This is a genomic window from Orbus hercynius, assembly GCF_003634275.1.
Lineage (GTDB): Bacteria > Pseudomonadota > Gammaproteobacteria > Enterobacterales > Orbaceae > Orbus > Orbus hercynius.
The window spans coordinates 167,779-186,436 of sequence record NZ_RBWY01000002.1 but is presented as its reverse complement, the minus strand read 5'-3'; the positions used below and the strand labels follow the sequence as shown (position 1 = coordinate 186,436).

Annotated in this window: 16 protein-coding genes and 1 tRNA gene; 10 read left to right on the top strand and 7 right to left on the bottom strand. The window is 38.0% G+C overall.

From position 1 onward, the window contains the following. Positions 1-3: 3 nt before the first annotated feature. Entirely contained in the window at positions 4-573 is a 570-nt protein-coding gene (locus DES39_RS06410) for a pseudouridine synthase (RefSeq protein ID WP_121144964.1), read from the bottom strand. A 275-nt stretch (positions 574-848) separates the two neighbouring features. Between DES39_RS06410 and nagB the strand changes: the two genes are divergently transcribed. The 3 genes from nagB (at position 849) to DES39_RS06395 (ending at position 4,234) form a co-directional block, all read left to right on the top strand. Further along, the gene (nagB, locus tag DES39_RS06405; RefSeq protein WP_121144963.1) at positions 849-1,655 is read left to right on the top strand and encodes a glucosamine-6-phosphate deaminase; all 807 of its coding nucleotides are present in this window, start codon (positions 849-851) and stop codon (positions 1,653-1,655) included. A gap of 48 nt (positions 1,656-1,703) precedes the next feature. Further along, a complete protein-coding gene (gene nagA / locus DES39_RS06400) occupies positions 1,704-2,846 on the top strand; it encodes an N-acetylglucosamine-6-phosphate deacetylase (RefSeq protein ID WP_121144962.1) in 1,143 nt (380 codons plus the stop codon). Positions 2,847-3,007: 161 nt separating this feature from the next. Then, the gene (locus tag DES39_RS06395; RefSeq protein WP_121144961.1) at positions 3,008-4,234 is read left to right on the top strand and encodes an ROK family protein; all 1,227 of its coding nucleotides are present in this window, start codon (positions 3,008-3,010) and stop codon (positions 4,232-4,234) included. Positions 4,235-4,282: 48 nt separating this feature from the next. Here the strand turns inward: DES39_RS06395 and asd are convergent, their stop codons facing one another. Continuing rightward, positions 4,283-5,386: an aspartate-semialdehyde dehydrogenase gene (asd, locus tag DES39_RS06390; protein WP_121144960.1), complete on the bottom strand. Its 1,104-nt coding sequence runs from the start codon at positions 5,384-5,386 to the stop codon at positions 4,283-4,285. 327 nt (positions 5,387-5,713) lie between these two features. Here asd and DES39_RS06385 point away from each other — a divergent pair, with 327 nt between their 5' ends. The 3 genes from DES39_RS06385 (at position 5,714) to metF (ending at position 10,451) form a co-directional block, all read left to right on the top strand. Next, positions 5,714-6,940 carry an N-acetylmuramoyl-L-alanine amidase gene (locus tag DES39_RS06385; protein WP_121144959.1) on the top strand — a complete coding sequence of 409 codons (1,227 nt, stop codon included), beginning with the start codon at positions 5,714-5,716 and terminating at the stop codon, positions 6,938-6,940. Between the two features lie 359 nt (positions 6,941-7,299). Next, on the top strand, positions 7,300-9,570 hold the full coding sequence (metE, locus tag DES39_RS06380) for a 5-methyltetrahydropteroyltriglutamate--homocysteine S-methyltransferase (RefSeq protein ID WP_121144958.1): 2,271 nt from the start codon (positions 7,300-7,302) through the stop codon (positions 9,568-9,570). Positions 9,571-9,572: 2 nt separating this feature from the next. Beyond that, positions 9,573-10,451, top strand: a complete 879-nt coding sequence (gene metF, locus DES39_RS06375) for a methylenetetrahydrofolate reductase [NAD(P)H] (protein WP_121144957.1) — start codon at positions 9,573-9,575, stop codon at positions 10,449-10,451. A 149-nt stretch (positions 10,452-10,600) separates the two neighbouring features. On the opposite strand, the gene DES39_RS06370 is transcribed toward metF, so the two are convergent. Further along, positions 10,601-10,677 (bottom strand) — tRNA-Met (locus tag DES39_RS06370). A 280-nt stretch (positions 10,678-10,957) separates the two neighbouring features. Here DES39_RS06370 and sltY point away from each other — a divergent pair. Together sltY and trpR are read left to right on the top strand one after the other, a co-directional pair. Then, on the top strand, positions 10,958-12,916 hold the full coding sequence (gene sltY / locus DES39_RS06365; protein ID WP_121144956.1) for a murein transglycosylase: 1,959 nt from the start codon (positions 10,958-10,960) through the stop codon (positions 12,914-12,916). A gap of 44 nt (positions 12,917-12,960) precedes the next feature. After that, the gene (gene trpR, locus DES39_RS06360; protein ID WP_121144955.1) at positions 12,961-13,245 is read left to right on the top strand and encodes a trp operon repressor; all 285 of its coding nucleotides are present in this window, start codon (positions 12,961-12,963) and stop codon (positions 13,243-13,245) included. 39 nt (positions 13,246-13,284) lie between these two features. Here the strand turns inward: trpR and robA are convergent, their stop codons facing one another. The 3 genes from robA to DES39_RS06345 all read right to left on the bottom strand — a co-directional run bounded on the left by robA (position 13,285) and on the right by DES39_RS06345 (position 15,619). Next, on the bottom strand, positions 13,285-14,196 hold the full coding sequence (gene robA, locus DES39_RS06355) for an MDR efflux pump AcrAB transcriptional activator RobA (protein ID WP_121144954.1): 912 nt from the start codon (positions 14,194-14,196) through the stop codon (positions 13,285-13,287). Positions 14,197-14,281: 85 nt separating this feature from the next. Next, entirely contained in the window at positions 14,282-14,857 is a 576-nt protein-coding gene (gene nfuA / locus DES39_RS06350; RefSeq protein ID WP_121145184.1) for a Fe-S biogenesis protein NfuA, read from the bottom strand. Between the two features lie 93 nt (positions 14,858-14,950). Continuing rightward, on the bottom strand, positions 14,951-15,619 hold the full coding sequence (locus tag DES39_RS06345; RefSeq protein WP_121144953.1) for a phosphoribosyltransferase family protein: 669 nt from the start codon (positions 15,617-15,619) through the stop codon (positions 14,951-14,953). 172 nt (positions 15,620-15,791) lie between these two features. Here DES39_RS06345 and DES39_RS06340 point away from each other — a divergent pair, with 172 nt between their 5' ends. Beyond that, on the top strand, positions 15,792-16,352 hold the full coding sequence (locus tag DES39_RS06340) for a peptidylprolyl isomerase (RefSeq protein ID WP_121144952.1): 561 nt from the start codon (positions 15,792-15,794) through the stop codon (positions 16,350-16,352). Between the two features lie 41 nt (positions 16,353-16,393). Here DES39_RS06340 and pepB read toward each other — a convergent pair whose 3' ends face one another. Beyond that, a complete protein-coding gene (gene pepB / locus DES39_RS06335; RefSeq protein WP_121145183.1) occupies positions 16,394-17,671 on the bottom strand; it encodes an aminopeptidase PepB in 1,278 nt (425 codons plus the stop codon). A 185-nt stretch (positions 17,672-17,856) separates the two neighbouring features. On the opposite strand from pepB, the gene DES39_RS06330 reads away from it, so the two are divergent. Next, positions 17,857-18,633 carry a tyrosine-protein phosphatase gene (locus tag DES39_RS06330; RefSeq protein ID WP_170143360.1) on the top strand — a complete coding sequence of 259 codons (777 nt, stop codon included), beginning with the start codon at positions 17,857-17,859 and terminating at the stop codon, positions 18,631-18,633. The last annotated feature ends 25 nt before the right edge of the window (positions 18,634-18,658 follow it).

The following is an 18,658-nucleotide window of genomic DNA, read 5'->3' as shown; positions in this document are numbered from 1 at the left end:
ACATTACATACGATATAAATCAGCTTCAGTCAGCTTAGTCCATTGCCCTAAAGCCAGTGGGTTAGCAAGCAGATTAAATTGGCCAATTTGCACGCGAACTAACCTTAAACAAGGGAAACCAACTGCCGCGCACATCCGCCTGACTTGGCGATTCTTACCTTCGGTGATGGTAAGACTTAACCATGATGTTGGCACCGATTTACGCTCTCTAATCGGCGGATCTCGTTGCCATAATGCCAAAGGTTCTGCCAAGATTTTAGCCTTAGCTGGTTTAGTGGTAAATTCTTTTAATTGAACGCCGTTTTGTAGCTGCTCAATCGCGGTAGGTGTCAATATTCCCTCTACTTGCGCCCAATAAGTCTTCGGTAATTTAAACCTAGGCGAGGCAATTTTCGCTTGTAAACTGCCATTATTGGTTAATAGCAGTAGTCCTTCGCTATCGGTATCTAATCGACCAGCAGGATAAAACTCAGGGAGCTCAATATACTGTTTGAGTGTGGGGTGTTTTTCATGTTCAGAAAACTGGCAAATCACCCCAAAGGGTTTATTAAATGCGATTAATGAAGCAACCATACTATTAAGGTTTTATTATTTTTCATAACGAGATTATACACATAATTTGCCAATAAACTCCCTATCTATTTACATAATAGATATTTTTTAAACAAAATTAATTAAGCTTTTTTTGCCATTTAATGCTAGGAAAAATGGTAAAAAGATTGATAATTGAACTAATTTTAGCTATTTATTTTTTTACGTAAAAAAAGTTTGTAAAAAATAAAAATATTCGGTAGATTAGGTATAGTCAATTTATGCATAATTATCTTTATTATGATAGGAGCAATACAATGCGCTTAATTCCCTTACAAACGGCACAAGAAGGCGGTGCATGGGCCGCAAATTATATAATTGAACAAATTAATAAATATCAACCAACAGCAGAAAAACCGTTTGTGCTGGGTTTACCAACGGGAAGTTCACCGTTACTGATGTATCAACAATTAATTAAACATTTCAAAGCCGGCCACGTTAGCTTTAAACATGTTGTGACATTTAATATGGATGAATATGTCAATCTGCCAGAAAATCATCCACAAAGTTATCACACCTTTATGTACCAAAACTTCTTCAACCATATTGATATTAATCCGAATAATATTCATATTTTGAATGGTAATGCGCAAGATGTTGAACAAGAGTGCCAAGAGTATGAAGATAAAATTAAATCTTATGGCAAAATTAATCTGTTTATCGGTGGAGTAGGTCAAGATGGCCATATCGCTTTTAACGAGCCAAGTTCATCACTACGATCACGCACACGGATAAAAACATTGACTGAAAATACACTCATTGCTAACTCTCGATTTTTTGATAATGACATCAACAAAGTGCCAAAATATGCCTTAACTATTGGTGTTGGGACATTAATGGATGCAGAAAAAGTGGTATTATTAGTGTTTGGGCATAATAAAAGTATTGCATTACAAGCCGCCGTTGAAGGATCAGTCAACCATATGTGGACCGTCAGTATTTTACAAACGCATCCCAAAGCAATTATTGTCTGTGATGAGCCAAGCACAGATGAATTAAAAGTCAAAACGCTAAAATATTTTAAACAGCTTGAAGCGAATAACTTAACCGTTACCGTGCTGTAGCATAATTTTACAATTGGCTTACTCAGATTTAGTATAAGGATAAATTTTATGTATGCATTAACTAATTGTCGAATTTACACTGGCATGGAAATACTTCATGAGCACGCTGTTATTATCGATAATGACACCATCAGCATGATTTGTCATCGTGATCATATTCCGGCCAATATTCCGGTTGAAAACCTATCAGGCGCCCTACTTGCGCCAGGATTTATTGATATCCAACTTAATGGCTGTGGTGGCGTGCAATTTAACGAAACCATAGAATCGCTTAGTATTGAAACGCTTGAAATCATGCAGCAAACCAATCTGCGCTCCGGTTGTACGAGCTATTTACCAACACTTATTACCTCAAGCGATGAATTTATGCGTAAAGCGGTTGAGGTAATGCGAGCATATCTGCAAAAACAGACGAATCAAGCGTTAGGTCTGCACCTTGAAGGCCCTTATATCAATCCAGAGAAAAAAGGAATTCATAATCCGAATTATATTCGCAAACCCGACCAAAACATGATCGATTTTCTTTGCCAAAATGCCGATGTGATAAAGATTATCACCTTAGCGCCAGAAAGAGTTGAAGCAGCCATGATTAGGCAGCTGGTCGATGCAGGCATTCATGTTTCAACAGGCCACACTAATGGCACTTATGAAGATGCGCGAAATGGCTTTAATGCGGGTATTAGAATGGGAACACATTTGTTTAATGCCATGCCAGCAATTACCGGCAGAATGCCTGGCGTCGTTGGTGCTATTTACGATGAGTCTCAAGTCTATTGCGGTATTATTGCCGATGGCTTACATGTTAACTGGGCCAATATACGCAATTCACACCGCATTAAACAAGATAAGTTAATTCTGATTACGGATGCGATTCTACCCGTTGGGACCAATATTGAACAATGTACCTTTGGTGGCCAAACCGTATACTATAAAGATGGTAAATGTACCGGCATTGATGGCACATTAGGCGGCTCTGCTTTGACCATGATCGAAGCCGTTAAAAACAGCGTCAATTATGCCGGTATTGCACTAGATGAGGCACTTAGAATGGCAACATTATACCCAGCTAAATCTATCGGTGTTGAGAGTAAATTAGGCACAATTAGCGTTGGAAAAGTGGCAAATCTCGTGGTATTTGATCATGATTTTATTATTCAAAAAACTATTGTTAACGGCCAGACACTTAGCTAAACGCCCCGCCATTCTCACGTTGCTAACTATTGCTGCACAGTAAATGAGGATGGCACGGCTAACGAACAAATAATGTCATAGCCTATTAATTAAGTATATAATGTGCTAATTAATCCATTATTAGTCACATTTATTACCATCTAACAAGGACAAAATAGGTCATGACATTGAATTATTTGAACTTGATAGGCAATGCAGAATTAGTGAAACAGCTAAACTATGCAATGATTTATCGATTAATTATTCAACAAAGTCCAATATCTCGAATTCAATTAGCGGAAATTAGCCAGCTTGCACCGGCGAGTATTACCAAAATTACACGCCAGCTATTGAAAAAAAAACTGATCAAAGAAGTGGATGTTCAGCAATCAACTGGTGGTCGACCCGCTGTATCTATTGAAGCAAAATTTGATTACTATCAAGTTATTGCCATCAAATTTAGTCGTGATGATCTAACCATTGAACTGTATGATCTTGGTGGCAATAGTCTAGCATTTAAATCTTATCCCTTAAATGACTTTACTCAGCGATTAGCGCAAAATTACCTGATTAATGTTATCGAGCTATTTATTCACGAACAGAGTAAAAAAATCAAAAACTTGATTGCGATCTCTGTTGTTATGCCTGGTGTCATTGATTCGGTACAAGGTATTATCCGCTATACACCGCATATCCAAGTCAATAACTGGCCACTAGCTCATATTTTAAACGAAAAGTTTCATGTCACGGTGGTTGTAGGTAACGATGTGCAAAGCTTAGCCTTAGCCGAAAGTTATTTTGGTTCAACCAAGACCGTCAAGGACTCAATTTTAATTCGTGTCCATCGCGGGGTTGGCTCTGGCGTCATTATTAATCATCAGCTGCTAATGAATCATAATCAAAGCGCAAGCGAGGTTGGCCATATTCAAATTGATCCACTCGGCGGACGCTGTCATTGTGGTAATTTTGGCTGCCTTGAAAATCAAGTGGTGAATATTGCTATTGAAGAAAAAGCAAAACGACTGCTTGAACAAGGTTATCCTAGTAAATTAACGAGCGAGAAGTGTGATATTGCAACCATTTGCCAACTGGCAAATCAAGGCGATAGGCTGGCTGAAAAACTGATTAAAAACGCGGGGGAAAACCTAGGACAAGCCGTCGCAATTATGGTCAATATTTTTAATCCGCAGTGTATTGTACTAGCCGGTGAAATAACCAAAGCACCGCAAATATTACTCAGTGCCGTACAAAGTTCTCTGGAAGCGCAAACCTTAAAACAGCTGCGAGAAAACGTGGTAATTGGCTGCTCGACGTTAAATGATAAATCCGCAATCGGCGCATTTGCCTTAGTGCAACAAGCGCTATTCAACGGCTCTTTAATTATGATGATTTTAGGTGACGAGAAATAACAACCGCCACACGAGCTGCAACGAACAGACAGCTCGTGTAATAAATCACTAGCGTAAAATTCTCAGCATACGGCGCAGTGGCTCCGCCGCCCCCCACAATAGCTGATCACCTACCGTAAATGCAGATAAAAATTCTTTACCCATGTTAAGTTTACGCAGGCGCCCAACCGGGGTTGATAACGTGCCCGTCACTGCTGCCGGCGTCAGTTCACGCATTGATAACTCACGATCATTTGGAATCACTTTAACCCAATCATTATGGTGAGCAAGTAACTGTTCAATATCCGTAATCGCAATGTCCTTTTTCAATTTCAATGTAAATGCCTGACTGTGGCAACGCAGCGCGCCAATGCGGACACACAAACCATCAACCGGAATAATTTGACTGGTTCCCAAAATTTTATTGGTTTCAGCTTGCCCCTTCCACTCTTCCCGGCTTTGACCGTTATCGAGTTGTTTATCAATCCACGGAATTAAGCTGCCCGCTAACGGTACGCCAAAATTATCAGTCGGTAATGAACCATCGCGCATTTTTGCGGTCACTTTTTGCTCAATATCTAAAATAGAGGCGTGAGGATTAGTTAGCTCTTTAGCAACATCGGCATGTAACATACCCATTTGTGTCAGCAGCTCTCGCATATGACGAGCACCACCACCAGAAGCCGCTTGATAAGTAGACACAGACACCCAATCGATCAGATCAGCCGCGAACAAGCCACCTAGCGACATAAGCATCAAACTCACTGTGCAGTTACCGCCAACAAATGTTTTTATACCACGATCGAGCGCAGCATCAATATTTGCACGATTGACTGGGTCAAGAATAATGATCGCATCATCTTTCATACGCAGGGTTGAAGCAGCATCAATCCAGTATCCTTGCCAACCAGATGCACGCAATTTAGGATAAACAGCAGAAGTATAATCACCGCCCTGACAAGTGACAATAATATCTAAGGCTTTTAATGCATCAATATCGTTTGCATCTTGTAGCACGCTTGTTTTACCTGCAAAAGCCGGAGCTTGCTGACCTGTTTGAGATGTTGAGAAAAATATGGCATTAATACCATCAAAATCACGTTCTTGAATCATACGCTGCATTAATACAGAACCAACCATGCCTCGCCAACCGATAAAACCAACATTTTTCATAAGCAATTATCCATAAATTAAATAAATCGTTATTTTTAATGGGTACATACCCAAGCTCTCTAGATTTAACTATTAAAACAAAATATCAGTATAAAACAAGCAAGATAATAATTATTTTGAAAGTGGAATCGGTTATAAAAGGTGATTATGTCATTACTGATACCAATTGTAGGCTTACTTTCATAATAATCTAAATTTATCTTAGATTCTAATGTAAATAAACGAGTTTTATCGGCATATTCTCGCCTATATGCTATAAATATAGCATGATGTTATGGTATTATGCTTACCCTAAACGATAACAGTTTGATATCCATTTGATTTATTATGTCAACACCATTTGATCCAACAAAACGATTTTTGATAAAAGGAATAGCAGCAGCCTGTCTGTTGTCGGTTGCTCGTGTTGGATTTGCAGCGACAGCTCAAATAGTTGCAGTACGTGTTTGGCCCTCTTCAACGTATACGCGTATCACACTTGAATCGAATGTTCGCTTATCTTACAAACAATTCTTACTGACTAATCCGAATCGTTTAGTCATCGATATTGATGATCTCAATTTAAATGGTACATTTCGCAATATTACCGCTTTAGTGCAACCTCAAGATCCCTATATTAAACAGTTAAGAGTTGGGCAGTTTGATCATAAAACCGTTAGATTAGTTATTGAATTAGCCCAATCGGTGAATCCAAACTTATTTACATTAAGCCCAATTGCAGAATTTAAAAATCGCTTAGTCATCGATCTCTATCCACAAATGCCTAGCGCTGCTGATGATGATCCGCTATTTGCGTTACTGCAAGAATTTAATAAAGGGGAATTAGGTGATGATGAACCCACTGTATCACCGATGCCAAAAAAGCTTAATGATAAAGTTATCATTGTACTTGATCCAGGTCATGGCGGAGAAGATCCTGGCGCGATTGGTTATTATAAAACACGTGAAAAAGATATCGTGTTACAAATCGCACGTAGATTACGCGATTTAATTAAGAAAGAAAAAGATATGATCGCCCATATGACACGTAATGAAGATGTTTTCTTACCTTTGCGCGTCAGAGTTGAAAAAGCACGCACACTCCATGCCGATTTATTTATCTCAATCCATGCGGATGCCTTTACTAAACGATCGGCAAGAGGGTCATCGGTATTTGCCCTGTCAACCAAAGGGGCAAGTAGCTCTGCGGCAAGCTATCTTGCTCAAACCCAAAATGAAGCTGATGAAATCGGTGGCGTTAGCCGTAGTGGCGATCGTTATCTTGACCATACTCTTCTTGATTTAGTCCAAACTACAACTACCAGCAATAGCTTAGTGCTTGGTAAAGAGATTTTAACCCAAATGAAGCGGGTCAATACGCTGCATAAATCACTAGTTGAAAGTGCCGGGTTTGCGGTATTAAAAGCGCCTGACGTCCCTTCGGTGTTAGTTGAAACGGCATTTATTAGTAATATCAATGAAGAGAAAAAACTGAAAACGGCTAACTTCCAAAATCAAGTCGCCAAAGCAATACTTGACGGCATTAAAAACTACATTAAATTACGCAAAAATTAATCAGTATAAGCGAACTAAGATTAGCACACCAAGCTGACAATAACGACTCATCGTCAATCACAATCATATCGTGTATTTATTATCGATCATGATCTCATATAGTATAATTTAGCATATAAATCGCTATAACCTGTAAATTAAGTCGATAATTCGTCATTTTAACTACAAAAATAAACACATTAGTAAACATTGCAGACTTAACAATCAAATAAAATTATTTTAAAACGAAAATTTAGCAATAAATTCGACGTATAAAAAAAAACTATATCAAATGATAAAAAAATAGAATTATTCAATATCAACGTTTTTTGTTATCTTCAAATAAGACAAAATTTAACCCGTTAATTGAGGAAACAAATATGACTACATCTGTTATTGGCTACCCACGTATCGGTAAACTTCGCGAATTAAAATTTGCCATTGAGTCTTATTTTAAAGGTGATAACACCCAAACTGACTTACTTGCTGTTGCAAAATCGCTACGAGCAACACACTGGCGGCAACAAGCTGACAATAAAATTCAATATATCTCATCCAATGACTTTTCATTTTATGATGCCATCCTTGATACAGCGTGTTTACTAAATATCATCCCGAAACGTTATCAGCAACTCAATTTACCAGCACTAGATCAATATTTTGCCATGGCACGTGGTTACCAAGGTGAGCATGGTGACGTCCATGCTCTAGCAATGAAAAAATGGTTTAATACCAATTACCACTACCTAGTACCTGAAATCGAAGCAACAACTGAAATAAAACTGGTTGGCAGCAAACCGTTTGATGAATACCTTGAAGCGAAGCAATTAGGTATTGAAACAAAACCAGTGATTATCGGACCACTGACCTTTTTAAAATTAGCGAAACTCCCTGCTGGTCAAACCTATCAGCACTATCAAGCAGCAGTGATTGCAGCATACCAAAATATCATCGCTAAATTCTCACAATTAGGCGTAAATTGGCTACAAATCGATGAACCTATTTTAGTCACCGATTTAAACCAACAAGACATTCAAGCATTTGAACAAATTTACCAAGCTTTGCTAGCGAAAAAGCGCAACGTTAAAGTTTTACTGCAAACGTATTTTGGTGATATCCGTGATTGTTATGCGCAGGTAACTGCCCAGTCATTTGATGGAATTGGTATCGACTTTGTCGAAGGTAAACAGTCAGTTACGCTTTTACAACAACATGGCTTCCCGGCGGATAAAATCCTATTTGCCGGTGTGATTAATGGTAAAAATATTTGGCGTAATAACTATGCAAACACCTTAGCATTACTCGATAAAATTAAGGCTAAAACAACAAAGCTCGTCATTAATACCTCTTGTTCGCTATTACACGTCCCTTATACATTGCAAAGTGAAACAAAATTAACGATAGCGCAAAAAGCATACTTTACTTTCGCCCAAGAGAAACTACAAGAACTTGCAGAACTCGGTTTACTGATTAAAGAGGCAGATGCCAAACAACACACAGCCTATAAATCAAATCAAGTCTTGTTTACTCGTGAGCGTGAAGGAACGCATCACGCCATCAAACAACGTGTGACAGCACTAACCAAGCAAGACTTTGTCCGCTTACCCGAATTTGCTGAGCGCGAAAAATTACAACAACAAAAACTGAATTTACCGGTATTACCTACCACAACAATTGGTTCTTTTCCCCAAACCGGTGACGTACGTTTAAATCGTGCAAAATTTAAAAAAGGTGAAATCAATCAGGCGCAATATACTGAATTTAATCAGCAAAAAATTTCCGAATGCATTAAATTACAAGAAAACATCGGCCTTGATGTCTTAGTTCATGGTGAGTTTGAACGTAATGACATGGTGGAATACTTTGGCGAAAGCTTAAATGGCTTTTTGTTTACTGAAAAAGCTTGGGTGCAGTCTTATGGCACACGCTGCGTTAAACCGCCAGTTATTTGGGGTGATGTATCACGTTCCAAGCCGTTTACGGTCGAATATTCACAGTATGCGCAAAGCCTAACAAACAAACCGGTTAAAGGCATGTTAACAGGCCCTGTCACCATTTTAAATTGGTCATTCCCACGTGAAGATATCTCTTATAAAGAATCAGTATTCCAAATTGGTCTAGCTATCGCTGATGAAGTCTTGGATTTAGAAGCTGCAGGTATTGGTATTATCCAAATTGATGAAGCGGCGTTAAAAGAGAAACTACCATTACGTAAAGCAGATTGGCACAGCGAATATCTTGATTGGGCAATCCCAGCTTTCCGTCTTGTCCATAGCAAAGTGAAGCCTGAAACACAAATTCATACACATATGTGTTATAGCGAATTCACTGACATCATTAAAGAAATTGATCAGATGGATGCCGATGTCATTTCGTTTGAAGCATCACGTTCTAATCTCGAAATTATTGATGTGCTAAAACGCAATAACTTTAAAACCGAAGTCGGGCCCGGTGTTTATGATATTCACTCACCACGCGTCCCATCAATTGATGAAATTCGCCTAACGATTGAAAAACTATTGGCCAAAATTGATAAACAAAAATTGTGGGTCAATCCAGACTGTGGTCTAAAAACACGTGGTGAAAAAGAAGTTGTTGCCAGTTTAACTAACCTAGTCAAAGCAACACAGGCTATTCGACAGGAATTATAGCGATGAAGATTAATCAAAAATTCAAAGATAAGACCATATTGTCTTTTGAGGTTTTCCCACCGCGGAAAACCTCTCCACTGGAATCGATTTACGGCACACTACGTGAGCTTGGTAATTTAAAACCAGACTTCATTAGCGTCACCTATGGTGCTGGCGGCAGTTTAAATGGCGAAACAACTATTAATATTGCCCATGCCGTTAAGCATACTTATGGCATCGAAAGTGTTGCACACCTTCCATGTATTCACTTTAGCAAAGATGAGATTAAATCCATTTTAACTGAGCTAAATCATGCTGGGGTCGTTAATGTGCTGGCATTAAGGGGGGATATTACACCTGAATGGCAACCCAAAAAAGACTTTAATTACGCTAGTGAGCTAGTCACTTTTATTAAAGAACAAGGTGATTTTAATGTGATTGGTGCCTGCTACCCTGAGGGGCATACCGAAGCGACAACCGTAAAACAAGATCTGATTAATTTAAAAGAAAAAGTGGATGCAGGTACCAATCAATTAATTTCTCAGCTTTTTTTTGATAATGACTATTTTTATGTTTTCCGAGAGAAAGCCGCTAGCATGGGTATCCATGTCCCCATTGAAGCCGGTATCATGCCGGTTGTGAATAAAAAGCAGATAGAAAGAATGGTCTCTATTTGTGGTGTTAATCTACCTAAGAAGTTTAAACAGATGATGGAAAAATATGAGCATCATCCGGAAGCTTTTCGTGATGCAGGTATTGCGTATGCGATAGATCAAATCGTTGATTTAGTATCACAAGACGTAGACGGCGTACACTTATATACAATGAATAACTCATTAATTGCCAGACGAATTAATGAATCAGTCGCTTCATTATTTAGTGTGCCAAAACAGATTCAATAACTAACGGCGCCTTGAGTGGCATCTTTGTCTTTATTGTGATAATAATCAAAAGATAAAAATTCACTTGCGCGTCATTTAACTACAGAGCTTAATATTGTGTTATCAATTTTGGGATATAGAATAAAAGACAAAAAATGAATGGTAAAAATTGGTTGCGGGGGCTGGATTTGAACCAACGACCTTCGGGTTATGAGCCCGACGAGCTACCAAGCTGCTCCACCCCGCGTCAGAGAGGTGCCCATAATATAGTATTAAAAAAAGATTGCAACTATTATTATGGCAACATGCTTAAAAGATAAGCAAATGATTAAAAATGTCGGTTAAAGCAGCGATAGGTGTCTTAAATTAACACTATTTTTCACAACGATGATTTAAATAAGCCTATTACAACATTTTGTTGTTCTGTGCCTTTTTATATCATCATATATGCTAAGTGGGATATGATTAACATTGGTAGATATGCTAGACTACTGGAGTATTTGTAACCTGCATCGAGAGTCACGCCCATGAAGTTTAAAGCAATCATATTAGGATTTATTAGCTATTTATCAATCGCAGCAAGTTATGCAGATAATGCATCTCTCGATCAGTTGCGTAACCGTTTTAGTCAATGGCAAACAAGCTATCAGTCACTATCAGATTCTGATCAGAAAAAGCTGCTTGATTCGCTCCAAAGCTATCCTTTATACCCTTATGCCAAATATCAATACCTACAAGCTCATCTCGATACACTAACGTCAGATCAAATCAATCAGTTTATCGCCGAAAATCAAAACTTTCCGCTCTCAACAACACTAATGCAAAACTATTTACAAGCGTTAACCATACGTCAAGATTGGAATAGTATTACCCAATTAAATATCGATAACTCGATTGCTTCACAATGCCGCTACCAATATGCACTATTTCAGCAAGGCAAAAAGACGTTAGCATTAGAACCGATTAAAGAGATTTGGTTATCTGCCAGTGATCTGCCCGCAGCCTGTGATCCGATTTTCGCTGAATGGAGTAAAACCAGCGATAAAACGGCGAATACCGTTTTAACTCGTATCGATCTCACTTTGAAAAGAAATAATGTTAAATTAGCGCGTCACCTTACCGACCAGTTACCCGATAACTATAAAACCCTGAAGAAAAACTTAATTGCGCTGTATAATAGTCCAAAAACCTTACCTGACTTTGCCCGTAATATTTCACCAAGCCCATTTAGTCAAAAAGTGGTGATGCAATCTTTTGCCCGTTTTGCCAGTATAGATACCGATAAAGCAAAATCCTTAATTCCAACCCTAGTTAAGCAACAAAAGTTAAGCAAAGATGATGAAAATGCAATGTTTAGAACTATTGCCAGTAACTATTTTCAAGATTCAGCTACCGATGAACAAATTAAATGGCGAGATCAATTCATCGCACAAGATCGCAGTACGTCGTTGGTTGAAAGACGAATTCGACAAGCCCTTAGAAAAAATGATATCAACGATCTCGCTTACTGGTTAAATCTGTTAAACCAACAAGATAAACAAAAAGATGAATGGCAATATTGGCAAGCAATCGTGTTACTTAACAACAAACAGGAACAAGAAGCTAACACAATTTTTAATACGCTGATAGAAGGACGTGGTTTTTATGCAATTTATAGCGCACAAAAACTCAATAAGCCTTACCATTTTGATCTTAATTATCCGGTTATGAAAGGCGAGGCATCAAAACAAAAAGAGCTAACCATCCTGCGTGATAAATATAAAAATGATCCGGTAATGAAACGCATTGATGAACTGCATTTTTGGCAAATGCGAGCCGAAGCCGCAAAAGAATGGCGCAACTATTTATATAATACTCCCCATAATAAACAATACGCCGAGCTTGCACGCTATTCCCATAGCATGGGCTGGGGTGAACATAGTATTCAAGCCACAATAGCCGGTAAATTATGGGATAATTGGGTTGAGCGCTTCCCCATTGTCTATCAAGACCTATTTAATGAATCACTCACTGAAAAAACAATACCGCTATCATTTGCTCTGTCTATCGCCAGACAAGAAAGCGCACTCGATGCAACCGTACAATCACCCGCAGGTGCAAGAGGATTGATGCAATTAATGCCAGGAACCGCTAAAGATAGTGCGAAAAAAATCACTAACTTGGACTATACCTCAGCTGAACAACTCTATGATCCTAAAACCAATATTCAATTAGGCACCTACTATTTGAATTATGTTTATCAATTATTTAATAACAATCGTATTCTAGCCTCTGCGGCTTATAATGCTGGGCCAAATCGTGTTAATCGCTGGCTAAAAGACACATCAGGCAAGCTTGATGCGATTGCATTTATTGAGAGTATCCCTTTTACAGAAACGAGAAATTATGTTAAAAGTGTACTCGTTTATGATTACATATATGCACTGTTACTTAACAACCAACATGATACTATTTTGCATGATAATGAAATAAACAATGCCTATTAAATTTATGATCAATAACACGATATTTAGTTTTAGAAGAGAATCCAATGAAAGACGATGATTGGCAAAATACAGTAAATTTTTTACAACAGGCTTTTGAAGATAACTATCAGCTTGATTTATTCAAGCTGCTGATGACAACCGATGAGCGCAGTGCACTCATTACGCGCGTTAAAATAGTCAAATCCTTACTCGAGGGCAGTGTAAACCAACGTCAACTGAAAGAACAATTGGGAATCGGCATTGCAACGATTACACGTGGTTCAAACTCTTTAAAAGATGTTTCTCCAGAATGTAAAGCTTGGCTAGAAAAAACCCTTTTAAATAAATAAGACGCTAAATTTAGCGCCTTATTTAATATCAAAGTTACATTACAAACAACCCGCATCATCTTTCATAATGATGGGCACGCAATAATCGCATTCCATCAATGGTATCTCCGATACAATAGATGATGCAGTTAAGTTACTGTGATCATAGTGAATTTCAATCACATCACCGGCACGAATTTTGATATTTAAGCGAGGAAGTGCTGAAAAATAAACTTGTGACATAAAATCAGAAAAACCACTTGGTATACCAACATATTTAAAACAAATATACAGGCCGCCTTGATTCACATATTTATGTATATTATCAACGATACTATTGTCTTCAAGACCAATCGTATAAAATATCTGCTGTTCATCGATATGATCTTTATCACTGTGCGTGCGCATGAAAGTATAGATTCGATCAGGTAACATTTTATGATTTTTAAAATATTTGGCTAAATAATCGGTAAAAAATTGTTTTCTAAAAACGGCATTATTTTGTATCAGTTGATTTAAGGAGCAGTTATTTCGATATGTTATACCCCAAAAGACCTTTTCAGGAAAGTTGACAAATGAGGGTTCTGGCAACATAAATCTAGTTCGATTCAGTACAATCGGTGGCATGATTCCCTCTAAATCCCATAAGGTATTACGTCGATATGTTGCCGGAGTGTCACTAAACTGTTTCTTAAATGATCTAGTGAAGGTTTGCTGAGAATCAAAGCGATATTGCATAGCAATATCTAAAATAGGCTTACTGGTTAATTTAAGAGCTACTGCTGCATGAGTTAAACGACGATTACGAATATAAGTACCTAAAATTTGACCGGTGACTTTTTTAAACATTCGTTGCAAATGCCATTTTGAATAACCGGACTTATCAGCGACATGATCAATAGATAATGGCTGTTCTAAATTTTTTTCAATCCAAAGTATTAAATCGGATATAATGCTAGTTTGATTCATCATAATGCGTCATTATCCATAATATTAAGCCCACATTTTTCTTAATTATGCCGCAAATATTGCTATAATCAAGAGATAAAACAATATTTTAATAATATGAATGCTCTCCAGATTGATGATCCGTTAAATCTCTTACACCGACTAATTCCGTAAACTCAGTGAGTAACTGTTTTTCGATACCTTCCTTTAACGTGACATCAACCATCGAACATCCATTACAACCGCCGCCAAACTGGAGTATAACGTAATTATCTTCGGTAATTTCTACTAAACTGACATAACCACCATGACTGGCAAGTTGAGGATTAATTTCAGCTTGTATCATATAATTAACACGTTCAATCAAGGGAGCGTCATCTGATACTTTTTTCATTTTAGAATTTGGTGCTTTTAACGTTAACTGAGAACCCAACTCATCAGAAACAAAATCAATTACCGCTTCCGCTAAAAATGGCGCACTAATGTGATCAATATAAACAGAGAAATCGCCATTATCTTCTTCAATATCTGACTCTTCAACCGCATCAGGTGCGCAATAAGATACGCCACATTCCGCTGTTGGTGTACCAGGATTAATGACAAAAACACGAATCTGCGTTCCCTCTGGTTGGTTACTTAATAATTTTTTAAAATGCGCCCTTGCTGCATCATTAATCGTAATAATCGACATATTTCCTTCTCCTGCCAAAAAATGTTATCCTCAATCAGGATAATAGTTGACTTAATTTATCAATTATTATAAAGCTTGTTTTGGCTTTTACAAGCGGGTACGACATAAACACAATATCTGAATATGTAATGCGCCTTGTTTTTTAAGTTCTTTACTCAGCTCATGTACGGTGTAACCTGTCGTGACAATATCATCGATAACGGCTATCGTTTTCCCCGTTAAATCCTCATAACAGCTAAAAGTATTTTTTACATTACAAGCTCTTTGCGATTTAGATAATAATTTTTGTTCCAACCTGCCGGAATGACGCGACAGTAGATAAGGCTTGAAATCGCTATCAAGCCAGTGTGCAATATGTTGAGCTAACAATTGTGATTGATTATATCCCCTTAACCAATATCGAGATCTAGACAATGGAACACAAGTGACAATATCCGGCTTAGCTAAGCCATAGCACTCTCTCGCGTGATACCAAGCTAAAAATATTAACCTTGCCAACCCATACGATAATTGAGTTTTTTGCCGAGATTTGAATTGGTAAATAAGCTGACTCAAAGGAGGTCTATAATCCGTAAATGCAGTTAATGTATGCCAGGCTGGTTTAAAATCAAGGCAGTAATAACAAGGCTGATTGATATTGAGTAAGGGTAAACCACAACCTAAACAGGTTAATGAAGTATCAGAGAGATGCTTAATACACTCACTACACACTCCCCAAGGTAAACTAAGTGGTAAACAACACAAGATACAGTTCATGAGAAAATCACTCAAACTTTACCATCATAACCTACAATAATTGTACAATATGTATTGCAATCAAGTGTTGCTAAATTTTGCGAGATACCACTAAATTTATTATTTTCTTTTTCCTATTGTGGTGTGAATTAGTTATAATGCCAGCAATTAAATCGTATTAAAGGAAATTGAAATGAATGCAATAAAAGCATTATTATTGACAGCAACCCTAACACTTATTTCAACGTTTGCTATCGCCAATAGCAAAGTATTAATGGAAACAACAGCCGGTAACATTGAAATCGAACTCAACAGTGAACAAGCTCCAATCACGACTGAAAACTTTTTAACCTATGTTAATAACGGATTTTATAATGGTCTTACCTTTCACCGCGTTATCCCTAACTTTATGATTCAAGGTGGTGGCGCAGATGATCAACTTAATTTTAAAACACCTAAAGCACCAATTAAAAATGAAGCAGACAATGGCTTGAAAAACGACCGCGGTACGATTGCGATGGCAAGAACAAGTGCTGCAGATAGTGCAACGAGTCAGTTTTTCATTAATGTGGTAGATAATGATTTTCTTAATTACCAATCACCAGCCAATTATGGTTATGCGGTATTTGGTAAAGTGACCCAAGGTATGGATGTAGTTGATAAAATTGCTTCTGTACCGACGGATCGTAAAGGGCCGCACCAAAACGTACCTGTTGACCCGATTTATATTACAAAAGTGAGTGTGATTGAGTAATCTCAAATAAAAAAAGCGCAATATGCGCTTTTTTTTATCTATTATTTAAGTCGCATCAACAAATTGGCCAGCGACCTGACGCCAACCCCTGTTGCCCCTGTTGCCCATAACGCTGTTGCGCTTTTACGAAAGGTAGCAGAACAATCCACATGTAGCCAATTCTTTTTATAATCTTTAATAAAGTAAGACAAAAAAGCCGCTGCCGTGCTTGCACCTGCGGTATTAGGTAAGCCAGAGTTACCAATGTCAGCAAATGACGATGGGAACTGACCACGATGAAATTCTGCTAAAGGCAGTTGCCAAAAAGCTTCATGTTCATCATCTGCGCCATTTAATAACTGCTTTGCAAAACTATCATCAAAAGACAATAACGCATGGTAATCATTACCCACCGCGGCTTTAGCCGCCCCCGTCAAGGTGGCGCAATCAATCAGGTATTTAGGATTATCGTTATCAGCGCATAAAAGGCCATCAGCAAGAACTAAGCGGCCTTCAGCATCGGTATTTTCAATTTCCACGCTGACGTTATTACGATAACGAATAATATCGCCAAGCTTAAATGCATCACCACTGACTAAATTATCTGCGCAGCATAAATAAAGCTTGATACGTTGTTGTACTCCGCGAGCAATCGCTAAGGCAAGTCCGCCGCTAACTAACGCCGCGCCACCCATATCAGCGCGCATAGACTCCATAAAGCTACTTGGTTTTAAACTATAACCACCCGAATCAAAGGTAATCCCTTTACCAACCAAGCAGGTAAAAATAGGCGCTTGTGGATCTTGTGTAGGATTATAGTCAAGTTCAAGTAACACTGGGGGACGAACCGATCCTTTACCCACCGTATAAAGCCCCATATAGTTTTTACTTTTTAAGCCGTCACCCACAATAAATTGATATTTAACATAAGGTGATAGTGAACTTAAAAAGTCAGCACACCCCTGAGCAAGTTGCATCGGACTTTGCTCTTCTGCCGGCTGATTAATCAGATCGCGAGTCCAGTCAACTATTTTTAGCCGATTTTGTAGCTCTTGTTGATCAGCTTTGCTGAGCTTAGACCACGTAATTTTGGCTTTTTGATGTGTTTTTGGCTGACGATAACCCATCCAAAAATGCCAATTGGCTTCTAAGTCCCAATCGTCACCATCGAATTTGAGCGTGTAAATACCTTGGCTCTCTATTTTACGCCCCGCTCGCTGAATGGCGCCAAGCTTATGCCCTTTTTTATAGTGAATCGTAATTCCTTGCTCTGAATAGCTCAGTAAAGCAGATTTACCCCACAATTCACCAGCCGGTTGATTGGACAGAAAAATCGACATTTTAGGCATGATACGTAGCTCCAATAATATAATATAGCAATGTAGGATTAATGATGAACTTAATGCTTACCATCATGAATAAACCAATCAAATAAAAGTAATCAGATCGTTTTACTCTTTGTAATCTGTAAATTTAAGCTATAATTTAGCTAAAGATGAAACAAAATACAACAGAGAGGCATCTAATGTCGCCGCTATCATCACATATTATGACGATTGAACATGGTATCAACTTCCGCGATCTCGGCGGAATAAAAACACAAGATGGGCGCACAATTCGTTCTGGTTTACTCTTTCGATCGGGTGATTTTTCGGATATCACTAAAGATGAGATACAAATTCTCCATAAAAAACTAAATCTGCAAAATGTACTTGATTACCGCGACCATGCTGAAACTCAAAAACGGCCCGATAATTTATGGCCTGGCGTCAACTATCTGCATATTCCCGCTAATCCACTGAGCAATGAAGTAACGGCTACGTTAACCAACGAACTAAGATCAGACAATCACCCCAAAAAATTCTTACCAACCGAGTTTATGATTCAACTTTATCAATTATTACCATTTAATAATCTAGCTTACCAAAAACTGATTGAATTATTGCTCCGTGGTGAATCATTGGTGCAACACTGCGCAATTGGCAAAGATCGAACTGGAATTGGAGTTGCTATCACACTTTTTATCCTCGGTGTTGATGAACAAACGATTATGACTGATTATATCTTAACCGATAAGCTACTCGCCAATTATCGAGAAAAGTTACTTAACCAATATAAAGATCAGTTAGGTGATAATGCTTTTGCAGAGCGGCAAGACATTTTTTTAGCCAAACCTATCTATTTACAAGCAGCGTTTGATGCAATAAAACAAAAATATCAATCAATTGATGATTGGCTTAAATATGAATATCAATTAAATGAACAAAAAAAGCGAGTGATTCAAAATTACTACCTAAGTTAATGTTCATTAATAGCATTTAGCGATA